The 19342-nt window shown below is 63.1% G+C and carries 16 protein-coding genes; 10 read left to right on the top strand and 6 right to left on the bottom strand.

All coding sequences use genetic code 11. The features are described from left to right. Nucleotides 1-106: 106 nt before the first annotated feature. The gene (locus IM737_RS15145; protein ID WP_236895190.1) at nucleotides 107-481 is read right to left on the bottom strand and encodes a VOC family protein; all 375 of its coding nucleotides are present in this window, start codon (nucleotides 479-481) and stop codon (nucleotides 107-109) included. A gap of 173 nt (nucleotides 482-654) precedes the next feature. On the opposite strand from IM737_RS15145, the gene IM737_RS15140 reads away from it, so the two are divergent. Further along, complete coding sequence (locus IM737_RS15140) at nucleotides 655-1644, top strand: potassium channel beta subunit family protein (protein ID WP_236895188.1); 990 nt, start codon at nucleotides 655-657, stop codon at nucleotides 1642-1644. 303 nt (nucleotides 1645-1947) lie between these two features. Further along, complete coding sequence (locus tag IM737_RS15135) at nucleotides 1948-3825, top strand: ABC transporter ATP-binding protein (protein WP_236895186.1); 1878 nt, start codon at nucleotides 1948-1950, stop codon at nucleotides 3823-3825. Here IM737_RS15135 and IM737_RS15130 read toward each other — a convergent pair. Next, nucleotides 3822-4811: an MDR family oxidoreductase gene (locus tag IM737_RS15130; RefSeq protein WP_236895183.1), complete on the bottom strand. Its 990-nt coding sequence runs from the start codon at nucleotides 4809-4811 to the stop codon at nucleotides 3822-3824. The genes IM737_RS15135 and IM737_RS15130 overlap by 4 nt on opposite strands. Nucleotides 4812-4927: 116 nt before the next feature. Between IM737_RS15130 and IM737_RS15125 the strand changes: the two genes are divergently transcribed. Together IM737_RS15125 and IM737_RS15120 are read left to right on the top strand one after the other, a co-directional pair. Next, nucleotides 4928-5245, top strand: coding sequence for an ArsR/SmtB family transcription factor (locus IM737_RS15125; protein ID WP_236895181.1), 318 nt, complete (start codon nucleotides 4928-4930; stop codon nucleotides 5243-5245). Nucleotides 5246-5325: 80 nt separating this feature from the next. Further along, a complete protein-coding gene (locus IM737_RS15120; protein WP_236895179.1) occupies nucleotides 5326-6372 on the top strand; it encodes a cation diffusion facilitator family transporter in 1047 nt (348 codons plus the stop codon). Between the two features lie 139 nt (nucleotides 6373-6511). Here the strand turns inward: IM737_RS15120 and IM737_RS15115 are convergent, their stop codons facing one another. The 3 genes from IM737_RS15115 to IM737_RS15105 all read right to left on the bottom strand — a co-directional run bounded on the left by IM737_RS15115 (nucleotide 6512) and on the right by IM737_RS15105 (nucleotide 9620). Beyond that, a complete protein-coding gene (locus IM737_RS15115) occupies nucleotides 6512-7366 on the bottom strand; it encodes a carbohydrate ABC transporter permease (protein WP_236895177.1) in 855 nt (284 codons plus the stop codon). Then, nucleotides 7366-8292, bottom strand: coding sequence for a carbohydrate ABC transporter permease (locus IM737_RS15110; protein ID WP_236895175.1), 927 nt, complete (start codon nucleotides 8290-8292; stop codon nucleotides 7366-7368). The genes IM737_RS15115 and IM737_RS15110 overlap by 1 nt, the downstream gene beginning before the upstream one ends. A 74-nt stretch (nucleotides 8293-8366) precedes the next feature. Beyond that, the gene (locus IM737_RS15105; RefSeq protein WP_236895173.1) at nucleotides 8367-9620 is read right to left on the bottom strand and encodes an ABC transporter substrate-binding protein; all 1254 of its coding nucleotides are present in this window, start codon (nucleotides 9618-9620) and stop codon (nucleotides 8367-8369) included. A gap of 383 nt (nucleotides 9621-10003) precedes the next feature. Here IM737_RS15105 and IM737_RS15100 point away from each other — a divergent pair, with 383 nt between their 5' ends. The 6 genes from IM737_RS15100 (at nucleotide 10004) to treY (ending at nucleotide 17433) form a co-directional block, all read left to right on the top strand. Beyond that, nucleotides 10004-11083 (top strand): ABC transporter ATP-binding protein, encoded by a 1080-nt coding sequence (locus IM737_RS15100; protein WP_236895170.1) that lies wholly within the window; start codon nucleotides 10004-10006, stop codon nucleotides 11081-11083. Nucleotides 11084-11174: 91 nt separating this feature from the next. Further along, on the top strand, nucleotides 11175-12176 hold the full coding sequence (locus IM737_RS15095; RefSeq protein WP_236895167.1) for a Gfo/Idh/MocA family protein: 1002 nt from the start codon (nucleotides 11175-11177) through the stop codon (nucleotides 12174-12176). 221 nt (nucleotides 12177-12397) lie between these two features. Then, entirely contained in the window at nucleotides 12398-12613 is a 216-nt protein-coding gene (locus IM737_RS15090; RefSeq protein ID WP_236895163.1) for a cold-shock protein, read from the top strand. Nucleotides 12614-12729: 116 nt separating this feature from the next. Beyond that, complete coding sequence (locus IM737_RS15085) at nucleotides 12730-13032, top strand: hypothetical protein (RefSeq protein WP_236895154.1); 303 nt, start codon at nucleotides 12730-12732, stop codon at nucleotides 13030-13032. 133 nt (nucleotides 13033-13165) lie between these two features. Then, the gene (locus IM737_RS15080) at nucleotides 13166-15016 is read left to right on the top strand and encodes an alpha-amylase family glycosyl hydrolase (RefSeq protein WP_236895150.1); all 1851 of its coding nucleotides are present in this window, start codon (nucleotides 13166-13168) and stop codon (nucleotides 15014-15016) included. After that, a complete protein-coding gene (gene treY / locus IM737_RS15075) occupies nucleotides 15013-17433 on the top strand; it encodes a malto-oligosyltrehalose synthase (protein ID WP_236895148.1) in 2421 nt (806 codons plus the stop codon). Before IM737_RS15080 ends, treY begins: the two co-directional genes overlap by 4 nt. Here the strand turns inward: treY and IM737_RS15070 are convergent. Beyond that, nucleotides 17430-19328 (bottom strand): CASTOR/POLLUX-related putative ion channel, encoded by a 1899-nt coding sequence (locus IM737_RS15070; protein ID WP_236895145.1) that lies wholly within the window; start codon nucleotides 19326-19328, stop codon nucleotides 17430-17432. The genes treY and IM737_RS15070 overlap by 4 nt on opposite strands. Nucleotides 19329-19342 lie beyond the last annotated feature (14 nt).

Genomic DNA, 19342 nt, shown 5'->3' with positions numbered 1-19342 from the left:
GCTGAAGAAGTGCACCTCACATGAGGGCTGTTGTTAGCGCGGTACCAGTAGCCCTCATGGTGAGGTGCGAGTTCTTCGCGAGCCTCGAACCACGAGGGCGTGGCAGCTACATATTGTTCAGATGCAGGATATTCCCATCCGGATCCTTCAGCCATACGGCCCTGAAGTCGCCGCTGGAATGGACGCCGCCGGTATAGTCCATGCCCATGTGCGGATAGTGCTCGAACCTGACGCCCTTCTCTCTCAAGACTGCGGCGATCGCCTCGATCTCGTCACCCAAGCCCCATACAACCGCATTGGCCTGGTTGGTCCCGGCATAGTCCGAAACATAGACCACCAGCTGCGTCGCGCCGGTTTTGAAGATCAGCATGTTGTCATCGCCGTGCACCAGGTCTAGGCCCAGTGTATCGGCATAAAAGCCCTTGGCCCGCGCGATATCCGACACCGCGACGATGGCGGCAGAGTCCTTGTCCTTGAGCATTGTCGATAATCCTTTCAGCCGTGATCATGGAACGCCTTGTCGGCGTGATGGTTCAATGACGTGCGGGAGACGACTTTACAGACAATCCCACAGGTCGTATGAACGCAAACATCCATCGCCGAATGCCGATGGAGTGAAGCGGCCTCGGAGCCGCAAACAGCAGGAACAGTCACATGGAATATCGTCGCTTGGGCAAATCTGGCCTCAAGGTCAGCGAACTGTCGCTTGGAAGCTGGGTCACTTTTTCCAAACAGGTCGACCAGAAAGAAGCCATGGCGCTGATGAGCCTGGCCTATGACGAAGGCGTCAATTTCTTCGACAATGCCGAAGGCTATGAGGCCGGCGAATCCGAAGCGCTGATGGGCGCAGCCCTGCAGGAACTGGGCTGGAGCCGAGACAGCTATGCCGTGTCGTCCAAGGTGTTCTGGGGCGGCAGCAAGCCGACGCAGAAGGGCCTTTCCCGCAAGCATGTCACCGAAGCGGCCCATGCCGCGCTCAAGCGCCTACGCGTCGATTATCTCGACCTCTATTTCTGCCACCGCCCCGACATCGATACCCCGATCGAGGAAACCGTCTGGGCGATGCACAACCTCATCACCCAGGGCAAGGTGCTGTACTGGGGCACCTCCGAATGGACCGCCCAGCAGCTCACCGAAGCCTGGGCCGTGGCCAAGGCCCACAACCTCATCGGCCCGCAGATGGAGCAGCCGCAATACAACCTCTTCGTCCGCGAAAAGGTCGAGCACGACTACCTGCCGCTCTATGACCTGATGGGCCTGGGCACCACCATCTGGTCGCCGCTGGCCTCGGGCGCCCTCACCGGCAAATACAATGACGGCATTCCATCAGACAGCCGCATGAACCTGCCGGGCTACGAATGGCTCAAGAAGGAATGGACCAGCGAAGAGGGCAAGGCCAAGCTCGACAAGATCGCGCAGCTGGCCAAGCTCGCCAAGGAAATCGGCCTGCCGGTGCATCACCTGGCCCTGCTCTGGTGCCTTTCCAACCCGCATGTCTCGACAGTCATCCTGGGCGCGTCCAAGAAGTCGCAACTCGAGGACAACCTGGCCTCACTCAAGTCCAAGTCCAAGCTGACGCCGGACGTGGTCGAAAAGATCGAGGCCATCATGGGCAACAAGCCCAAGGCGTTCGAGCGGTATTGATCGCCATCCCGCCCCACCCACCGGCCGTCGGGCCTAACCCGAGGCCACTGTCAGGATGGCGAAACCATCAGTCGTCAACCCTCCCCCTTGTGGGGAGGGAAGCGAGATAGGACTTAGCCCTTCGCTAAGTCCGTTATCGAGCAGGAAGGGGGTATGGTTCCGCAAGCTCCATGCGTGTGAACCCCACCCTTGATCCCTCCCCACAAGGGGGGAGGGCGTCGACTGATGGTCCGGCAAAATCATTACGACTCCTTAATTTTCAAACGTATTCCCCCCTTCACCCGCCCCCGCTATCATCGCCCCATGACCGACCTCCCGGGGCGCCGTCCGCCGCCCACGCCCGACAAAGCCCCCACCTTCAAAGAACGCCTCGAAAACCTGGGCCATCTCGGCCGGCTCGTGGCGCAGATCTGGCGCACCAGCCGGCCATTGACCGCGGCGAGCATTGCCCTGCGCCTCATCGCCTCGCTGCAACCGGTGGCCGTGCTCTATGCCGCCAAACTCATCGTCGACGAGGTGGTCCGCCTCAGCAGCATCACGCCGCCAGGCCCGGCTTTCATGGATTGGTGGAGCAGCGGCACGCTCAATCCCATGCTGGCGCTGCTGGCGCTCGAACTGACCCTGGTGCTGGCCAATGACATCCTGGCCAGGGCGACGGGTCTGGTGGATTCCGTCCTCTCCGAACTCCATTCCAACCAGGTCAGCGTCGAGCTGATGGCCCATGCCGCCAAGCTCGACCTGATGCATTTCGAATCGGCCGAATATCAGGACCGCCTCGAACGCGCCCGCCGCCAGGCGGCCGGGCGCAATGCGCTGCTGAGCCAGATGTTCGGCCAGGCGCAGGACATCATCACCGTCATTACGCTCGGCGCCGGTCTCTTCGTCTATGCGCCGTGGCTGATCCTGCTGCTGCCGCTGAGTTTCGTGCCGGCCATCTGGGGCGAGACGCGCTTCAATACGCTGGCCTATTTCATGAGCCGCTGGCGCACGCCGGAGCGGCGCGAGCTCGAATATATCCGCCATGTCGGGGCCAGCGCCGAGACGGCCAAGGAGATCAAACTCTTCGGCCTCGGCGCTTTCCTCATCGAGCGCTTCAAACAGCTCGCCCACACCATCTTTCTCGAGAACCGCACGCTCTCGACCCAGCGCGCCGCCTGGGGCGCCCTGTTCTCGGCCATCTCGACGCTGACCTACTATGGCGCCTACGGCTTCATCGTCTGGCGCACCATTACCGGCGACTTCACCATCGGCGATCTCGCCTTCCTGTCCGGCTCGTTCCTGAGGCTCAACGGGTTGTTCCAGAAAATCCTGCTCGGCTTCACCCAGATCGCCGGGCAGTCGATGTATCTGGACGACCTGTTCAGCTTCTTCGAAATCGAACCGACCATTCTGTCGCCGGCCAGTCCGAAGCCATTCCCGCAACCAATCAACGATGGCATCGTCTTCGACAATGTCGGTTTCCGATATCCGGACACCGAAGGCTGGGCGATCCGCCACCTGAGCTTCACCCTTCGGGCCGGCGAAACGCTGGCGCTGGTGGGCGAGAACGGCGCCGGCAAGACGACCATCGTCAAGCTGCTGACCCGGCTTTACGATCCCAATGAAGGTCGCATCACCGTCGACGGCATCGACCTCAAGGATTTTGCCGTCGCCGATATCCACGCCCATATCGGGGTGATCTTCCAGGACTTTATCCGCTACAGCCTCTCGGCCCGCGAGAATATCGGCGTCGGCCGCATCGAACAGCAGCATGACATGGCGGTCATTGCCGATGCCGCCGAACGGAGCCTGGCCGACGCCGTCATCGCCAAGCTCCCAGAGGGTTATGACCAGCAACTGGGTCGCCTGTTCAAGAAGGGCCGCGACCTCAGCGGCGGCGAATGGCAGAAGGTCGCCATCGCCCGCGCCTATATGCGCGACGCCGACCTGATCATCCTCGACGAACCAACCGCCGCGCTCGACGCCAAGGCCGAGGCCGAGGTGTTCTCCCGCTTCAAGAGCCTGGCGGTCGGCAAGACTGCCGTAATCATCTCGCACCGCTTCTCGACGGTCCGCATGGCCGACCGTATCCTTGTTCTGGAGAATGGCGCGATCCTGGAATCGGGCTCACACGAGGAGCTGGTCGCCCTGCGCGGACGCTATGCCGAGCTGTTTGAGCTGCAGGCCGCTGGGTATCGCTAGCGCGGCCGCACCAGCACCCTTCCAATCACCTCGCCCGCCAAAATCTGTGTGGCCGCATAGGGCAACCCCTCCAGCCCGACCTGCCGCACCAGCCCCGCATAGGCGGCGAGGTCCAGGGTCAGGGCGATACGGCGCCAGGCCTTCACCCGGGCGGCATAGGGCTGCATGACGCTGTCGATCCCCATGAGCGTTACCCCCCGCAGGATGAACGGCAGCACGTTGGTCGAAAGGTCGATGCCGCCGGCATTGCCGACGCTGGCGACCTGGCCGCCATACTTGATCTGCTTGAGCAGCTTGCCCAGCACCTTGCCGCCCACATTGTCGATGGCCGCCGCGAACCGCGCCGATTCAAGCGGCTTATCTGGCTGCCCCAGAAACTCGTTGCGATCGATAATCACCGATGCCCCCAACGTCCTGAGTGCCTCGGCATGCTGTGGTCGACCGGACAAAGCCGCCACGTGATAGCCCAACCGCGCCAGCAGGCTCGTCGCGATCGAGCCGACGCCGCCCGCCGCGCCGGTGATGAGCACTTCACCGGCCTCCGGCGTCAGGCCACCCGCTTCCAGCCGATCGATGGCCAACATCGCGGTCAGGCCGGCGGTGCCTATCGTCATCACATCGCGCGTGGTCAGCCCGCGCGGCAGTGGCACCAGCCAGTCGGCATTGACCCGCGTCCGCTCGGCATAGCCGCCCCAGTGGGTCTCGCCGACACGCCACCCGGTCAGCAGCACCTTGTCGCCGGCCTTGTAGCGGTCGTCGCCGCTCTCGCGCACCGTCCCGGCAAAGTCGATGCCGGCCACATGCGGATAGGTCCGCACCAGGCCGCCGCCGCCAGTGAGGCAAAGCCCGTCCTTGTAGTTGAGGCCGGCCCAGTCGACATCGACGGTGACATTGCCCTCAGGCAGCTGGGCCTCGTTCAGTGTCTGGACCGATGAGCTCACCCTGCCCTCGGCATCCCGATCGGTGACCAGCGCGCGGAAAGTCATGTCGATTCCTCCATCCTGCTACCAGCTTGGCACGATGTTTCGGTCCGGGCCACCCTCTGGCGTAACACGTCGAAGCGTCTTACCTCTTGCAGCAGCAAGCCCAAGAGTAGCCCGCCGTGAGCGCACCCAGCGACGCCCAGATCACAGTCATCGCCGAGACCTACCGCCTGTTGGGCGATCCGACACGCCTGCGCGTGCTGCTGGCCTGTCTCGCCGCCCCGATCGCCGTCGGCGATATTGCCAAGGCGGTCAATGCCTCGCCATCGCTGGTCAGCCACCACCTGCGGCTGCTGCGCGCGGCCCGGCTGGTGCGGGGAACACGGCGCAATCGCCAGGTGTTCTACGAGACGGCCGACGAGCATATCGCCCATATGCTGGTCGACATGATCGAGCACGCCATGGAAGACCAGGGCGACGACGACAGCGACACCTGACCGCAGGGGCGTCGTATATCCGCCCTTGATCTGCACATATGAACATGTATTCATATGGTAGATTTTTGAGGAGAGCTGTTATGGCCGATGGCGGCAAGGCAAACCACGCGCATGATCATGCCGGTCATGATCACAGCGGGCATAACCATGCCGGGCTTGATCATGCCCACCACGATGACCACAGCCATGATGCTCACGATCACTCCGGTCACGATCACGCAGGACACAGCCACGCGCCGACCGTCAGTGCCAGCAACGAGCGTGTCGTCTTTATCGGCTTCCTGCTGACTGCAGGCTTCATGGTCGCCGAGATCGTGGCCGGCTTCCTCTCGGGCTCGCTGGCGCTGATCGCCGATGCCGGCCATATGTTCACCGATGCAGCGGCCCTGCTGCTGGCCTGGGCCGCCTTCCGCTTCGGGCGCCGCGCATCTGATGGTCAGCGGACCTTTGGCTATATGCGGCTCGAAGTGGTGGCCGGTCTCGTCAATGCGCTGCTGTTATTCGCGCTCACCGGCTGGATCATCTACGAGGCCATCCAGCGCTTCATGACCCCGCATGAGGTCCTGGCCGGCCCGATGTTTGTGGTCGCGGTTCTCGGGCTGTTCGTCAATATCGTCGTGTTCATCGTGCTGTCGCGCGGCGACAAGGGGCATGTGAACATTCGTGGCGCCATGGTGCATGTGCTGGGCGATCTGCTCGGCTCGGTCGCGGCGATCAGCGCTGCCGTGGTGATCTGGCTCACCGGCTGGATGCCGATCGATCCCATCCTCAGCGTCGTGGTGAGCCTCCTCATCCTGCGCAGCGGCTGGGCCCTGCTGCGCAATTCGCTGCATATCCTGATGGAGGGCACGCCCGGTAATGTGGTGATCGAGGATTTGAGCAAGGCGCTCGTCGCCAAGGTGCCGGGGCTCGCCGCCGTGCGGCATGTGCATGTCTGGTCGATTACATCGGGCAAGCCGGTGGCGACGCTGGAGATTGTGCTGGATACGGGGGCCGATGCGGCGGCGGTGACTCGGGCTGTCAAGGCAGCGTTGGCAGCCGACTATGGCATCACCCATGCCACCGTCGAGATCGTCTGGGGCGATGGCGTCCCCGCCTGCGCGCTGGCGCCTGAAGCGGTGGCGTGAATCCTGGCACGCCCTCGTGGTTCGAGGCGCTAAATTAGCGCACCTCACCATCAGGGCTACTTTGAACGCGGTGTATCAACTGCCCTCATGGTGAGGTGGGAGCTCTTGCGACCCTCGAACCACGGGGGCGTGGCACGAACTACCCCTTCACCGCCCCACCGGTTAGCCCCGAAATAATATATCTCTGTGCCAGCAGGAAAAATCCAACCGCGGGCAGGATGGTCAGCGTCAGATAGGCCAGGATCTTGGGCCAGTCCGAGCCGTACTGACCCTGGAACTGCATGATGCCGAGCGGCCAGGTGTAGTTGGTATCGGTATTGAGCACGATCAGCGGCAACAGGAAGCTGTTCCAGCTGCCGACGAAGGCAAAGACGCCGACCGTGGCGATGATGGGCAGGCTTAGCGGCAGCGTGATGTACCAGTAGATCTTGAGGTAGCCGCAATTGTCCATGCGGGCAGCGTCGATCAGCTCGGTTGGCAGGCGTTTGAAGAAGCTGTGAAACAGCACGATCGAGAAGGCCAGGCTGAAGGCCACCTGAGCGATGATGATGCCCAGATGGGTATCGAGCAGGCCCAGATCACGCAGCTTGATAAAGAGCGGCAGGATGGCTGTCGAAGCCGGGAACAGCAGCCCGAGCATGAAGAAGCTCATGATAAACTTGCTGCCGAAAAAGCGGATATGCGCCAGCGCAAAGGCCGCCATCGAGGCGATCAGCACCGACAGAACCACGGTCGACAGCGCGATGAACAGCGAGTTCCACAGCGAGCGGAACAGGCCTGTTTCGAAGATGATGCCGGTGAAGTTGGCCGGGTCCCAACTGGCCGGCAGGCCGAAAGGATTGGTCCGCAGCTCGCCGATGGACTTAAAGCCGCCCAGCACCGTCGTATAGAACGGCACGATGATGAAGGCGGCGACCAGAGCCAGGGTCAGCCATTGGAAAGCCGAGATTTCGGGGCGCCTGCGGCGTTTGCGGTCCACTGTCACATCAGCCATCAGTCGACCTCCCTCGAAAACAGCAAGCGGCGATAGACCACGGTGATGACCACGCAGGCGATGAACAGCATGACGCTGACCGCGCCGCCAAAGCCCAGCTTCATGCGCAGGATGCCGAACTGGTAGAGGAAGCTGACGATGGTGTGGCTCGAATTGTTCGGGCCGCCATTGGAGAGCGGGATCACTAGATCAAACAGCTGCAGCGCGCCGATGATGGAGAAGAACACCGAGATGACGATCGAGCCCCAGATCATCGGCAGCTTGATATGCCGCACGATCTGCCACTTCTTGACGCCATCGAGCCGCGCCGCCTCGATCACCTCGGTCGGGATCGACTGCAGGCCCGCGATATAGATCATCATGTGGAAGCCAAAATATTTCCAAACGATCACCAGCATGATGGCCGGCATCACCCAGAACTTGTCGCCCAGCACGAAGGGCATGTCGGTGCCCAGGGCATCGCCGATGGTCGGCAGGATGCCGTAATTGCCGTCGTAGACGAATTTCCAGATCAGCCCGGCGGCGATCTCGGCCAGCATATAGGGCAGGAAAAACAGCGTACGGATAATATTGACGCTGACCCGCTTCTCGACCAGCGCCAGGCTGACCCACATGGCCAGCGGCAGCTGCACCAGCAGCGATATGGCGATGACAAGCAGGCTGTTGCGGACGGCCGTACCAAAGTGGCGGTGCCTCAGCACATCCTCGTAATTCTTGAGACCGACAAAGTCGGTCATGGGGCCATAGCCCGTCCAGTCGAAGACCGAAAAGCTGGCCGCATCGATCATCGGCAGCACGACCAGCACAACGAACAGAATCAGCGCGGGCGGGATGAACAGCAGGAGCGGCACCAGGCTCTTGCGATCCATATAGCGGCGGGCGCGACGCGGCATCGGAACGGCGACGGACGGGGCAATCGTGGTCATGGACTAGGTCCCTCAACGTCTGAAGGTCCCGGCGGACGCATGGGAGGGCGTCCGCCGGGTGCGCGAGCAGGCGTTTACCGAAGGTCGGCGGCAGCCTCTTCGACAAGCTCCGCAGCTTCCTCGGCCGAAAGCGCATTGCCCGCGAGTTCAGCAGAGATGTCGTTCACCACGCCACCGATCTGCGGACCAAGTTCCTGGTCGAAGAAGATCGAGTGCCAATGGGCAGCGTTGATCGACTGGGCGATCTGCACCTTGAACGGGTTGGTCATGCCATCGGCAGCGCCCTTGGCGATCGGGATGAAGAAGCCAGCATTGCCGAAGCGGGAGGCAACTTCAGCCGAGGTGTACCACTCGACGAAGTCCACGGCTGCGTCGGGGGCGTTCTTGTGGAACAGCCAGCCATTGATGCCGCCCAGCGTGTCGGTCGGATCGCCGGCGCCGCCTTCAATGGTGGGGAAGGGCAAGAAGCCGAGCTGGTCATCGGGAATGCCGAGCTTGTTGGCCGAGTTATCCTTCATGGCGCCGTAGTCCCAGTCGCCCATCAGGTGCATTGCGGCCTTGCCGTCGCCGAAATAGCCCGAAGCATCGCCATAGGACGCTGCAAGGAAGCCTTCCTGGAAGGGCTCGAGTTCGGCCAGCTGCAGGAACATTTCGCCGGCCTTGACGAAAGGCTCGGCGGCAAAGCCACCATTCTCGCCCATGCGGGCAGCGTCGAACGCGTCCTGTCCGGCCAGGCGGACGACCAGCTTGGACCACCAGAAGTGGGCCGGCCATTTGTCCTTGGCGCCGACAGCCAGCGGGGTGATGCCGGCATCCTTGAAGGTCTGCACGGCCGCCAGGAACCCATCCCAGGTTTCCAGGCTTGCCGGATCGACACCGGCCTGTTCGAACAGGGCCTTGTTGTACCAGAGCACGACTTCGCTCACCTGCTGCGCCAGGCCATAGACATGGCCGTCACGGGTGAAGGCAGACATGCCGCCCGAGCCGATGGCTTCGGCAACCGCCGGGTCGACCAGGTCTTCCACCGGGCGCAGCACGCCGGCTGCGGCCTGTTCGGTCAGCACGCCACCGCCCCAGGAATAGAAGATGTCGGGTGCGGCGTCCGATTGCAGCAGGGTAGTCAACTTGGCCTTGAACGCCTCGTTTTCCAGGAACTGCATGTTGATCTTGACGTCGGGATTGGCCGCCTCGTATTCGGCGACGGCAGCCTCCATCAACGCCACTTCCTCGGGGATCGAGGAAATATGCATCCAGTCAACGGTCTCTTGGGCAGCGGCCGGCAGAATGGCGGCGACGCTCAGCATTGCGGCAAGCGCAAATCTCTTCATGGGCTTCCTCCTCATGTCCTCGGGGCAGCCTGGTGACGCACCTCTGTTGGGTGGCCTTCCCGGGCTACGGCAGGCGATCGCACTTCCTCAACGACCCCTGTTCCCTACTTTTTACGCATTCCGTAAAAGATATACAATAGGTACGTGCCTCACAGATTGGTCAGAGTAGCTGACCCATGCTGTACCGACTTTTAATTCCTCTATGTCAGCGCTTTAACGTCATTCCGTAACGACCGAGATGTCAGACAAAGCAAAAATCGCCTTGCGTTTTATTTCTGATAACTCATTAAATAGGTAAGACTGATCCGTCCGAAAGTAGGATTGGCGCCTGTCCAAAGCGGCGAAGACCGCAGCGGCAGGTGATAAATGGAGGATACGCATAAATGGCCGAGCTCAAGCTGCGCGGGATCAACAAGAGTTTTGGCGTCGTGCCGGTGCTGCACAGCATCGACCTCGACATTGCCGATGGCGCCTTTGTGGTGTTCGTGGGCCCCTCGGGTTGCGGCAAATCCACCCTGTTGCGCACCATATCGGGCCTTGAAGAACCGACGGCCGGGCAGGTCTTGATCGGTGGCGAGGATGTCACCGATTTCGATCCGTCCGAGCGCGGCGTCGCCATGGTGTTCCAGAGCTACGCGCTCTATCCGCATATGACCGTGGAACAGAATCTCGGCTTTGGCCTCAGGATGGGCGGCATGCCGCGCGACCAGGTCGCGGTGCGGGTTGCCGAGGCCGCACGCATTCTCGAGCTGGATGCCCTGCTCGATCGCAAGCCGCGCCAGCTTTCGGGCGGTCAGCGCCAGCGCGTCGCCATCGGCCGTGCCATCGTGCGCCAGCCCAAAGCCTTCCTGTTCGACGAGCCACTCTCCAATCTCGATGCCGAACTGCGCGTACAGATGCGCATCGAGATCGCCAAGCTGCACCAGGAGCTCGGCGCCACCATGATCTATGTGACGCATGACCAGGTGGAGGCAATGACCCTGGCCGACAAGATCGTGGTGCTGCGCGCCGGTCGCATCGAGCAGCAGGGCAGTCCGATTGATCTCTACGACAATCCGGACAATCTCTTCGTCGCCGGCTTTATCGGCTCGCCGCGGATGAACTTCCTGGCGGCAAAGGTCGTGTCGGTGGATGGCAACACGGCTATGGTGCAGACCACCGACTTCGCCGGCAGCGCAATTGCAGTGCGCACGCGCGGCACCACGGCCCAGGCTGGCGAAAGCGTCACCCTTGGCATTCGCCCCGAGCATTTCGTCGATGCGGGCGGCACCGCGCTGACGGCGACCGCACAGGTGGTCGAGCAGTTGGGCGGCGTCTCCTATGTCTATGCCACCGGCAGCAATGGCGCCAAGATCACCATCCAGCAGAAGGGTCACTCGTCGATCCCGGCAGGCGCTGAGGTCAGCATCGGCGTCGACCCGGCGGCTTGCCTCGCCTTCGACGCGGCCGGCCTGAGGCTATAAGCACGCCAGAACCTGTTGTTTTCAATGATTTACACATTGGCGACGTCCCCGAAGCCCAGATACACCTGACCGCAAAGCGGAGGATAGCGGCATGGTTTTGCGTTTGGGCGTCATCGGGGCTGGGCTGAAGGCGGCCGACTATGCCAGGGGCTGGGCCGCGATGGACGATGTCCGGATCGTTGCCACTGCCGAGGTCAGCGTCATCTCGCGCCAGCGCTTCGGCGATACCTGCGAGGCTGCCGGCGCATCCCGCCCGGCCGAATATCCCGATGCCGATACCATGCTCAAGGCCATGGCCGGCCAGATGGACGCGGTCTATGTCTCCACCCCGCATGTCTTCCACGGCGCCAATGCTCTGGCGGTGATCGAGGCGGGTTATGACCTGCTGCTGGAAAAGCCGATGGTGACCACGGTCGCCGAGGCCCTGGCGCTGGTCGAGGCCGAGAAGCGCACCGGTCGCACTGTCGTCATCGCCTTCCAGGGCGGACTGTCCCCGCTTGTGCACGACACCAGGGATCGCGCCCGCCGTGGCGATTTCGGTGACCTGGTCAGCGTCAACGCCTCCATCTGGGAAGGCTGGGCCAAGAATTATGCCGGCCAGTGGAAGCAACAGCCCGAGATTTCCGGCGGCGGCTTCATGTTCGATACCGGCGCCCACATGATGAACACGGTCTGTGTGCTGGCCGACGCCGAATTCGAGCGCCTCTCGGCCTTTGCCAACAATCGCGGTCTCAAGGTCGATCTCGTCACCGCCGTCGCCGCCCGTCTCAGCAATGGTGCGCTGGTCACCTTCAATGCCGCTGGCGAGGGCCCGCCGGGCTGCGCCTCGGCCATCACCTTCTTTTATTCCAAAGCCATCGTGCGCATCGATGCCTGGGGCAAGTGGCGCGAAGTCATGATCGATGGCGTCGCCGAGCCGCGCGAAGAGGGCGAAGTCCGCGATACCCCCATGCACACCTTCCAGGCCGTGCGCGACGGCCGCATGGCCAATCCATCCACCGTCGCCAATGGCCTGCGCTTTGCCCGCCTGTGGGACGCCATCAAGGCGTCATCCGTGCGCGACGGCGAGCCTGTTGCCATCGCGCAAAGCTGAATCGGCCTGCGCAATTTCGTGCCGCCTTGTTATCTTCACGATTGGCGCCTATATAGCCTTCATACGTTTCAGCTCAAGACAGCTGTCATAAGACCGGTTCGCCGGATTTTGGCCTCTTCCTGATTTTTGCGAGCGTGTTTTACCCGACCAGCATGGTGCTGGTTGGGAGCGACGCCTTGCCGCTTTTCGCGGCCGGCGTTTCCAAAATAAGGACGACCATCATGGCCTCGATCAATGGCACCGTGAAATTTTTCAACGCAACCAAGGGCTTCGGCTTCATCGCTCCAGATGCCGGCGGCGACAAGGACGCATTTGTCCATATCTCTGCCGTCGAGCGTTCGGGCCTGCAGGGCCTGTATGAAGGCGACAAGGTCACTTACGAACTCGAGACCGGCCGTGACGGCAAGATCTCGGCGACCAACCTGACCCTGCTCTAGTATTTGGCCGGGGTCGCTCACCGAGCCACCCCGGCTTCCGCCTCCCGCGCCATGCGGTCGAGGCCCGACACAGAAAAGAATGGTCCAAGCCAAAAGGCAGGACCGATGAGACACCAATGACACATTTTGATTTCCAGGCGCCCGCCGAGCTTTATCTCGGCAGCGACTGGCAGACTGCGGCGGCCCAGGGCCCCCGCACCTTCCGCACGGCCGCACAGGCCCTGCGCTTTGCCCTCGAAGAAGCCGCTCCCGTCAGCCTCAAGGGCGCCAGCCTGACACTGGGCAACAAGCGCTACACCTCTGACGAGATGAACTGGCTCTATCGCAGCCCGGACTACCCCTTTGCGCGCAAGAAGACGCAGCGGCATCGCCCGATGCGCGTCCAGCCGGCCGCCCGGCAGGTCGCCAGCCACGGCTGAGCGCAGCAGGTCGATCTTGACCTCGGCATGACTATGGGGCCGCCTTCAGGGTCTTTTATGGCGAAGCCATCAGCCGATCGGAACCAAAGGCCACGGGTTCCGTTTTGCCAGCGCCCCAACCGATCGGCCTCATATGCTCCGTCCAGACACAATCGGTGCCACGCCAACAGGCGATGGCACTCAATTTTCGCTTTGGGCGCTTGGACATAGGTCTGCTTCCGTCGACATTGAGGGCATCGGCAGCTTTGCCCTTGACCCGATGGGCGATGGCTATTTCGCCACGCATGTCCCGGCGATCGGCCCCGGTGCCCGCTACTGGTTTCAACTTGATAACGGCCCACGACTCCCTGACCTCGCCTCGCGCTGCCAGCCCGATGGTAATGATGGCCCCTCCATGGTGGTGGGCGCCGACTTTGCCTGGACCGACGGTGAGTGGGCTGGGGTCGATCGCCGTGATCAGGTGCTCTACGAACTCCATATCGGCACGTTTACCCAGGACGGCACGTGGCTGGCGGCAGCCAGCATGCTGGAGGGCTTGCGCGATCTTGGCGTAACCGTGCTGCAGGTCATGCCGGTCGGCACGTTCAAGGGTCGCTTCGGCTGGGGCTACGACACCACCCTGCCCTACGCGCCCTTCGCACCCTATGGCTCGCCCAACGATATGCGCACCTTCGTCGACCGCGCCCATGCGCTTGGCATCGGCGTCATCCTCGACGTGGTCTACAACCATGTCGGGATCGGCGATTGCTACCACGCCTATAGCGAGCACTATTTCACCACCCGCTACGAAAACGAATGGGGCGCCAGCTTCAACTATGACGGCGAGGGATCGCCAGCCGTCCGCGAGTTCATCGTGGGCAATGCGGTCTATTGGATCGAGGACTTTCACCTTGATGGCCTGCGGACCGATGCCGTCCAGGCCATGTTCGACGCCAGTGACGAGCATATTCTCACCACGATCACCAAAGCTGTGCGGCAAGCCGGCGGGTCACGACAGATCTATATGGTGGTCGAGAACCAGCCGCAGGAATGGCGAATGATTGCGCCGCCGCAAGCGGGCGGCCATGGGGTCGATGCCATGTATAGCGACGACTTCCAGCATGCCGTGCGCGTGGCCGTCACCGGCCACAACGACTACTATTATCGCGACTATCTCGGTACCCCGCAGGAACTGGTTTCGGCGCTCAAATACGGCTTTCTCTATCAAGGCCAGCGCTCCGACATGCGCGACAAGGCCTATGGCACCTACAATCTGGCGACGCCGCCGGAGCACTTCGTGCATTTCCTCGAGAATCACGACCAGGTGGCCAATTCAGCCCGCGGCTTTCGGCTCTCGACTCTGGCCAGCCCGGCGCGTCTCAGGGCGATCACCGCGCTACTGCTGCTTGGCCCCCAGACACCGTGTCTGTTCCAGGGCCAGGAGTTCGGGGCGACCAACCCCTTCCTCTACTTCCTTGGACTCGAGGGCGAAGAGGCCCTATCGGTCGCAGAGGGCCGCGGCCAATCGGTCGGCCACTTCCCCAGCGTCGGCGACAAGGCCATGCAGGCAAGGCTGGCCGATCCGGCAGACCCCGCCACGTTCCGGACCAGCAAGCTCGACTGGTCCGAGGGGAAGCGTCACAGCGGGATTGTCGCCCTGCATCGTGATCTGCTGGCGCTCCGGCACGGCGAGCCCACGTTTTCGCAGGGCAGCGAGCGCCGGATCGATGGTGCCGTTATCGGCGATGCGGCGCTGCTGATCCGCTACATCACGCCCGATCCTGATGGCCACCGGCTCCTTCTGGTCAATCTGGGGCGCGATCTGCATATCGGGGTACTGGCCGAGCCCTTGCTGGCACCCTGCGATGGTCATCGCTGGACCATGGCCTGGTCGAGCGAGCATCCCGACTATGACGGCGCGGGCCGCCGCCCGGCCGATATGGAGCAATTCTGGATCCTCCCCGGCGATTGCGCGCTGCTGTTCCGCAGCGAGCCCCGCCCATGACACCGCCTAGCGCCACCTATCGGCTCCAGCTCAACAAGGATTTCACCTTCGCTGACGCAACCGCCTTGGTGCCCTATCTCGACCACCTGGGCGTCAGCCACGCCTACCTGTCGCCCATTCTCACGGCACGACCGGGCAGCACGCATGGCTATGACACGGTCGATCACACCCAGATCAACCCCGAGCTCGGCTCGCTCGACGATTTTCGCGCACTTGCGCAGGCGCTACGGCAGCGCAGCATGGGCGTCATTCTCGACTTCGTGCCCAACCATATGGGTGTCGGCGGCGCGGACAACGCGCTCTGGCTCGACGTGCTCCGCCATGGCGAAGCCAGCCGCTATGCCTCGTGGTTCGATATCGACTGGCACCCGCCGCATGCGGGCATGGATGGCAAGCTGCTGGTGCCGTTCCTTGGCGACAGCTACGCCAACTGCCTCGCCGCGGGGCATTTGCAGCTCAGGGACGACGGCGATGGCTTTGCCGTCTGGGCCTATGACAAGGAGAAGTTGCCGCTTCGGCCCGAGGATGCCGCCGCCTTGCTGGCGCGCCATGGTAGCCCGGAGGCCGCCATCGCCGCCCATACCGGGCAAGCCGGTCATGCCGGCAGTTGGGCCGCCCTCGACAGCCTCATCGCTAACCAGCACTGGCGGTTGGCCCATTTCTCGGTTGCGGCAGATGAAATCAACTATCGCCGCTTCTTCATCAACAGCGACCTGGCCGGCATTCGCCTCGATCGCCCTGACGTGTTCGAGCACGCGCATGCGCTGATCTTCTCGCTGATCGCGGAGGGCTTGGTCGATGGACTGCGCATCGATCACGTCGATGGCCTGCTCGATCCCAAGGGCTATCTCGAAACCCTGCAGGCCAAGTCGCCCCGACCGATCTATCTCGTCGTCGAAAAAATCCTGGCGCCGCACGAGGCGCTCGATGCCAGTTGGCCCGTTGATGGCACCACCGGCTACGAAGTCGGCACCCAACTCACCCGCGTGCTGATGCAGGCCACCAGCGAGCCGGAGGTGACCGCCGCCTATACCGATTTCATCGGCGAGACGGTCGCCTTCGACGCGGAGGTCCATTGCTGCAAGCTGCGCATCATGGACAATGAGCTGACGGCCGAGCTGGTCGCCCTGTCTCGGCGGTTTGCGGCCATTGCCCAATCGGTGACGGCAACCGCCGACCTGACCGAAGCCGGCCTGCGCCGCGCCTTGCGCGCGACGATTGCCGAGCTTTCGGTCTATCGGACCTATGCCGACAATCAGGGCGTCACGCCGCGCGACCAGCGCGAACTTCGCCGCGCCACTGGTCGCGCGCGCCGCCGCGAGCCGCAAGTCCAGCCCATGGTCTTCGATTTCGTCGAGGCCCTGCTGTGTGGCTCCCTGGGCTCGGCCTATGACCCGCATATGACTGCCGACACGCTGGGCCGTTTCCAGCAATATACCGGCCCCGTCATGGCCAAGGGCCTCGAAGACACCGCGCTCTATCGCGACAACAGGCTGGTCGCCCTCAATGAAGTCGGCGCCCATGCCGATCGGTTCGCGCTGTCCGTCGAGGCCTTCCACGACAGCAATCGCCGCCGGCAGGCTACTCATCCCGCCTCAATGATCGCCACCTCGACGCATGACACCAAGCGCGGCGAGGACATCCGCGCCATTATCGGGGCCATCGCCGATGCGCCTGCAATCTGGACAGCCGCCATCGGGGAATGGCGCGATCGCCTGTCGATCGACGACCACGACCCCATCCACCCCAACGACCTCTACCTGTTCTTCCAGCTGCTGCTGGGTGGCTGGCCGATGTCGGGCGAGGTTTCGGACCTGGCCGACCGCCTCAAGGGCGCCATGCAAAAGTCCCTGCGTGAGGCGCGCCAGCGCAGTGACTGGGGCGTCAACGACGTCGCCTATGAGCAGCGTGTTAGCGACTTCGTCGACAGGGCGCTGAGCGATGACATGTTCCTTGCCAGTTTCCACGCCTGGAGCACGCCCTTGCGCGACATCGGCCGCCGCAAGGCGCTGATCCAGGCCGCGTTGAAGCTCACCATTCCCGGCGTGCCCGATATCTACCGGGGCGCGGAGGACTGGGAGCAGAGCTTCGTCGATCCCGACAATCGCCGCCCGCTCGATTTCGCCTCGCTGGCACAGCGGCTGGCCGCTCCGCAATCGGGTCGCGACGACAAGCTGGTGCTGACGCAAAGCCTGTTGCAGCTGCGCCGCCGGCTGCCGCGCCTCTTCGCCGAGGGCAGTTATGAGCCCATCGATATGGGCCCGCAGGTGCTGGCCATCCGCCGCCGACACGAGGGCAACGAGCTCGTGGTCCTGGCCGATCTGTCGCCGGGGCACGAGAGCGGCCTCCCCTCGATCACCACCTTGCCTGCCGTTTACGGTTCAGCCACCGGCCCGGTCTGGGTCCTGGCGGACTAGTCCCGCGCCAGCACGATCAGCCGGTCGCCCGCCTGATACTGCACCGCTGTCCCTTTGGACGGGTTGACCAAGATGCCATTGGCAGCGGCACCCGGCCGGGGCCGGTGGTAGCCCATGGCGACTTCGCCGCGACTGCGGGCGGCTTCGGTGACGGTGTAGAAATTGACCGGAACGTCGAGCGCCACATAGTCGTCGATCGGCCGCATATAGATTTCCGAGCCTTCCTCGTCGAGGAGGTCGTCGAAGATCGCCGCCAGGTTCTCGTTCTCCGAGGCCTGGGCCAGCATCAAGCTGACCAGCTTGTTGCTGACCACGAAATCGTCGGCCCGCGTCACTTCGGCCAGCTCGCGATTGCGGACGTCGACCATTTCGGACACCACGTTGATGTGGATGCCCGCCGCGTCTGCGATCTTGCGCAGATGCAGCAGCGTCACCAGCGTCCGCGTATCGGTGGGCTGCGGGCCCAGCGTGTCGGAATAGCCCAGCACCAGCACGTGGTCATAGGCCGGAATATCGAGCCCCTCGAGCGCCGTGCGATCGGTGGTGTCGATATGGCCGTATTCGACGGTAAGGTTGGAACTGGCAATGGAGAGATTGCTCACCACGTCATCGAGATCAGGCGTGTCGGCCGCGATGGTCAGCAGCGAGCCGGGCGCCACGTAGCGGCTCAGCTCATAGGCAATGATGGCCGCGCGACGGTTCCAGCCCAGCACCAACACGCGCTCGGCAGCGGGTGGACGCGGACGGGCCGCGCGGATGGCGTCGGGATCGACGCTGATGCCATCGGTGACGATCTTGATCGCCGCATCGTCCTCGGCGATCAACACCGCCCGGGCGCCTTCGCCGATGATGGTCTCGAGTGGCGGATTAAGCGCCACGTGGCCTTCAGGCGTGACGAGGCCAATCAGCGTCGAGCTTTCATAGGCCATCAGCGCATCGCCGAAGGTGTTGCCGGTCAGGCCCGGCTGCTCGATGGTGTAGATCTCGCAGCCGTCGAAATCGAGCAGCTCGGAATAGACCGCCGAGAGCCCGGACTGACGGCTCGAATGCACCACGATACGGGCGATGAGGTCGTCGGCCAGCACCAGCTGCGCCTCCTTGCCCCCGACGACGCGGGCGACTTCGGCGTTCTTGGCGTCGCGGATTTCGGCGGCGATGCGATAGGGCGCCTCGCGGCGCTTGGGGTCATGCACCAGAGCCAGAACGGTCTTGACCACCTGGCTATCGGCCTCGGCGGCATCTTCATCGCCGGGCGACAGCACGATTATGGAGCGGGACTGCTGCGGCGACACGAGCGTCAGGTCATAGAGGTCGGTGGGGTCGCCGCTGCGGCAGATGACGCGGGTATTGCCCAGATCGGCGACCTTGGCCGCGATCTCGTCTTCCATCTCGACCTTGTCGCGATCAGCCATGATGACGATGCGCGGCCGCTTGCGGCTCTTGTTGGCCACCACCAGTTCGGCGACGATGTCGAAGATGGACGGGCTCCAGTTGAGGATGATGGTGTGATCTTCCTCCAGCACCTGGCTGCGGCCCTTGCGCAATTCATCGAGCTTGCCCTCGATGCCTGAGGACAGCACGCCGATCAGCGTCGAGACGATGAAGATACCGCCGATGGTCACGGCCAGCATGACGATGCGGAACACCCAACCGGTATCGCCCCCCATCGTGCCGGCATCGAGCGTTCGCATCAGCGAGGCCCACATGGCCTCGACAAAGCCCAGCGCCTCGCCGCCTTCGGGCGTGATGCGCAAAAGCGCAATGATCGCGCCGGCCAGGATGATGACCACGAGTGACAGCACCGCCAGCCAGCCGATCAGGGCGATCGGTCCGACCGACATCGACTTGTCGAACTCATAGCGCAGGCGCGCGCCCCAAGAAATGCGCTGGCTCATCAATGGTCCCCCGG

Origin of the sequence: Devosia sp. SL43 (assembly GCF_021729885.1) — a bacterium.
Lineage (GTDB): Bacteria > Pseudomonadota > Alphaproteobacteria > Rhizobiales > Devosiaceae > Devosia.
The sequence above is the reverse complement of the archived record's forward strand: the minus strand, read 5'-3'. Positions and strand labels throughout refer to the sequence as shown.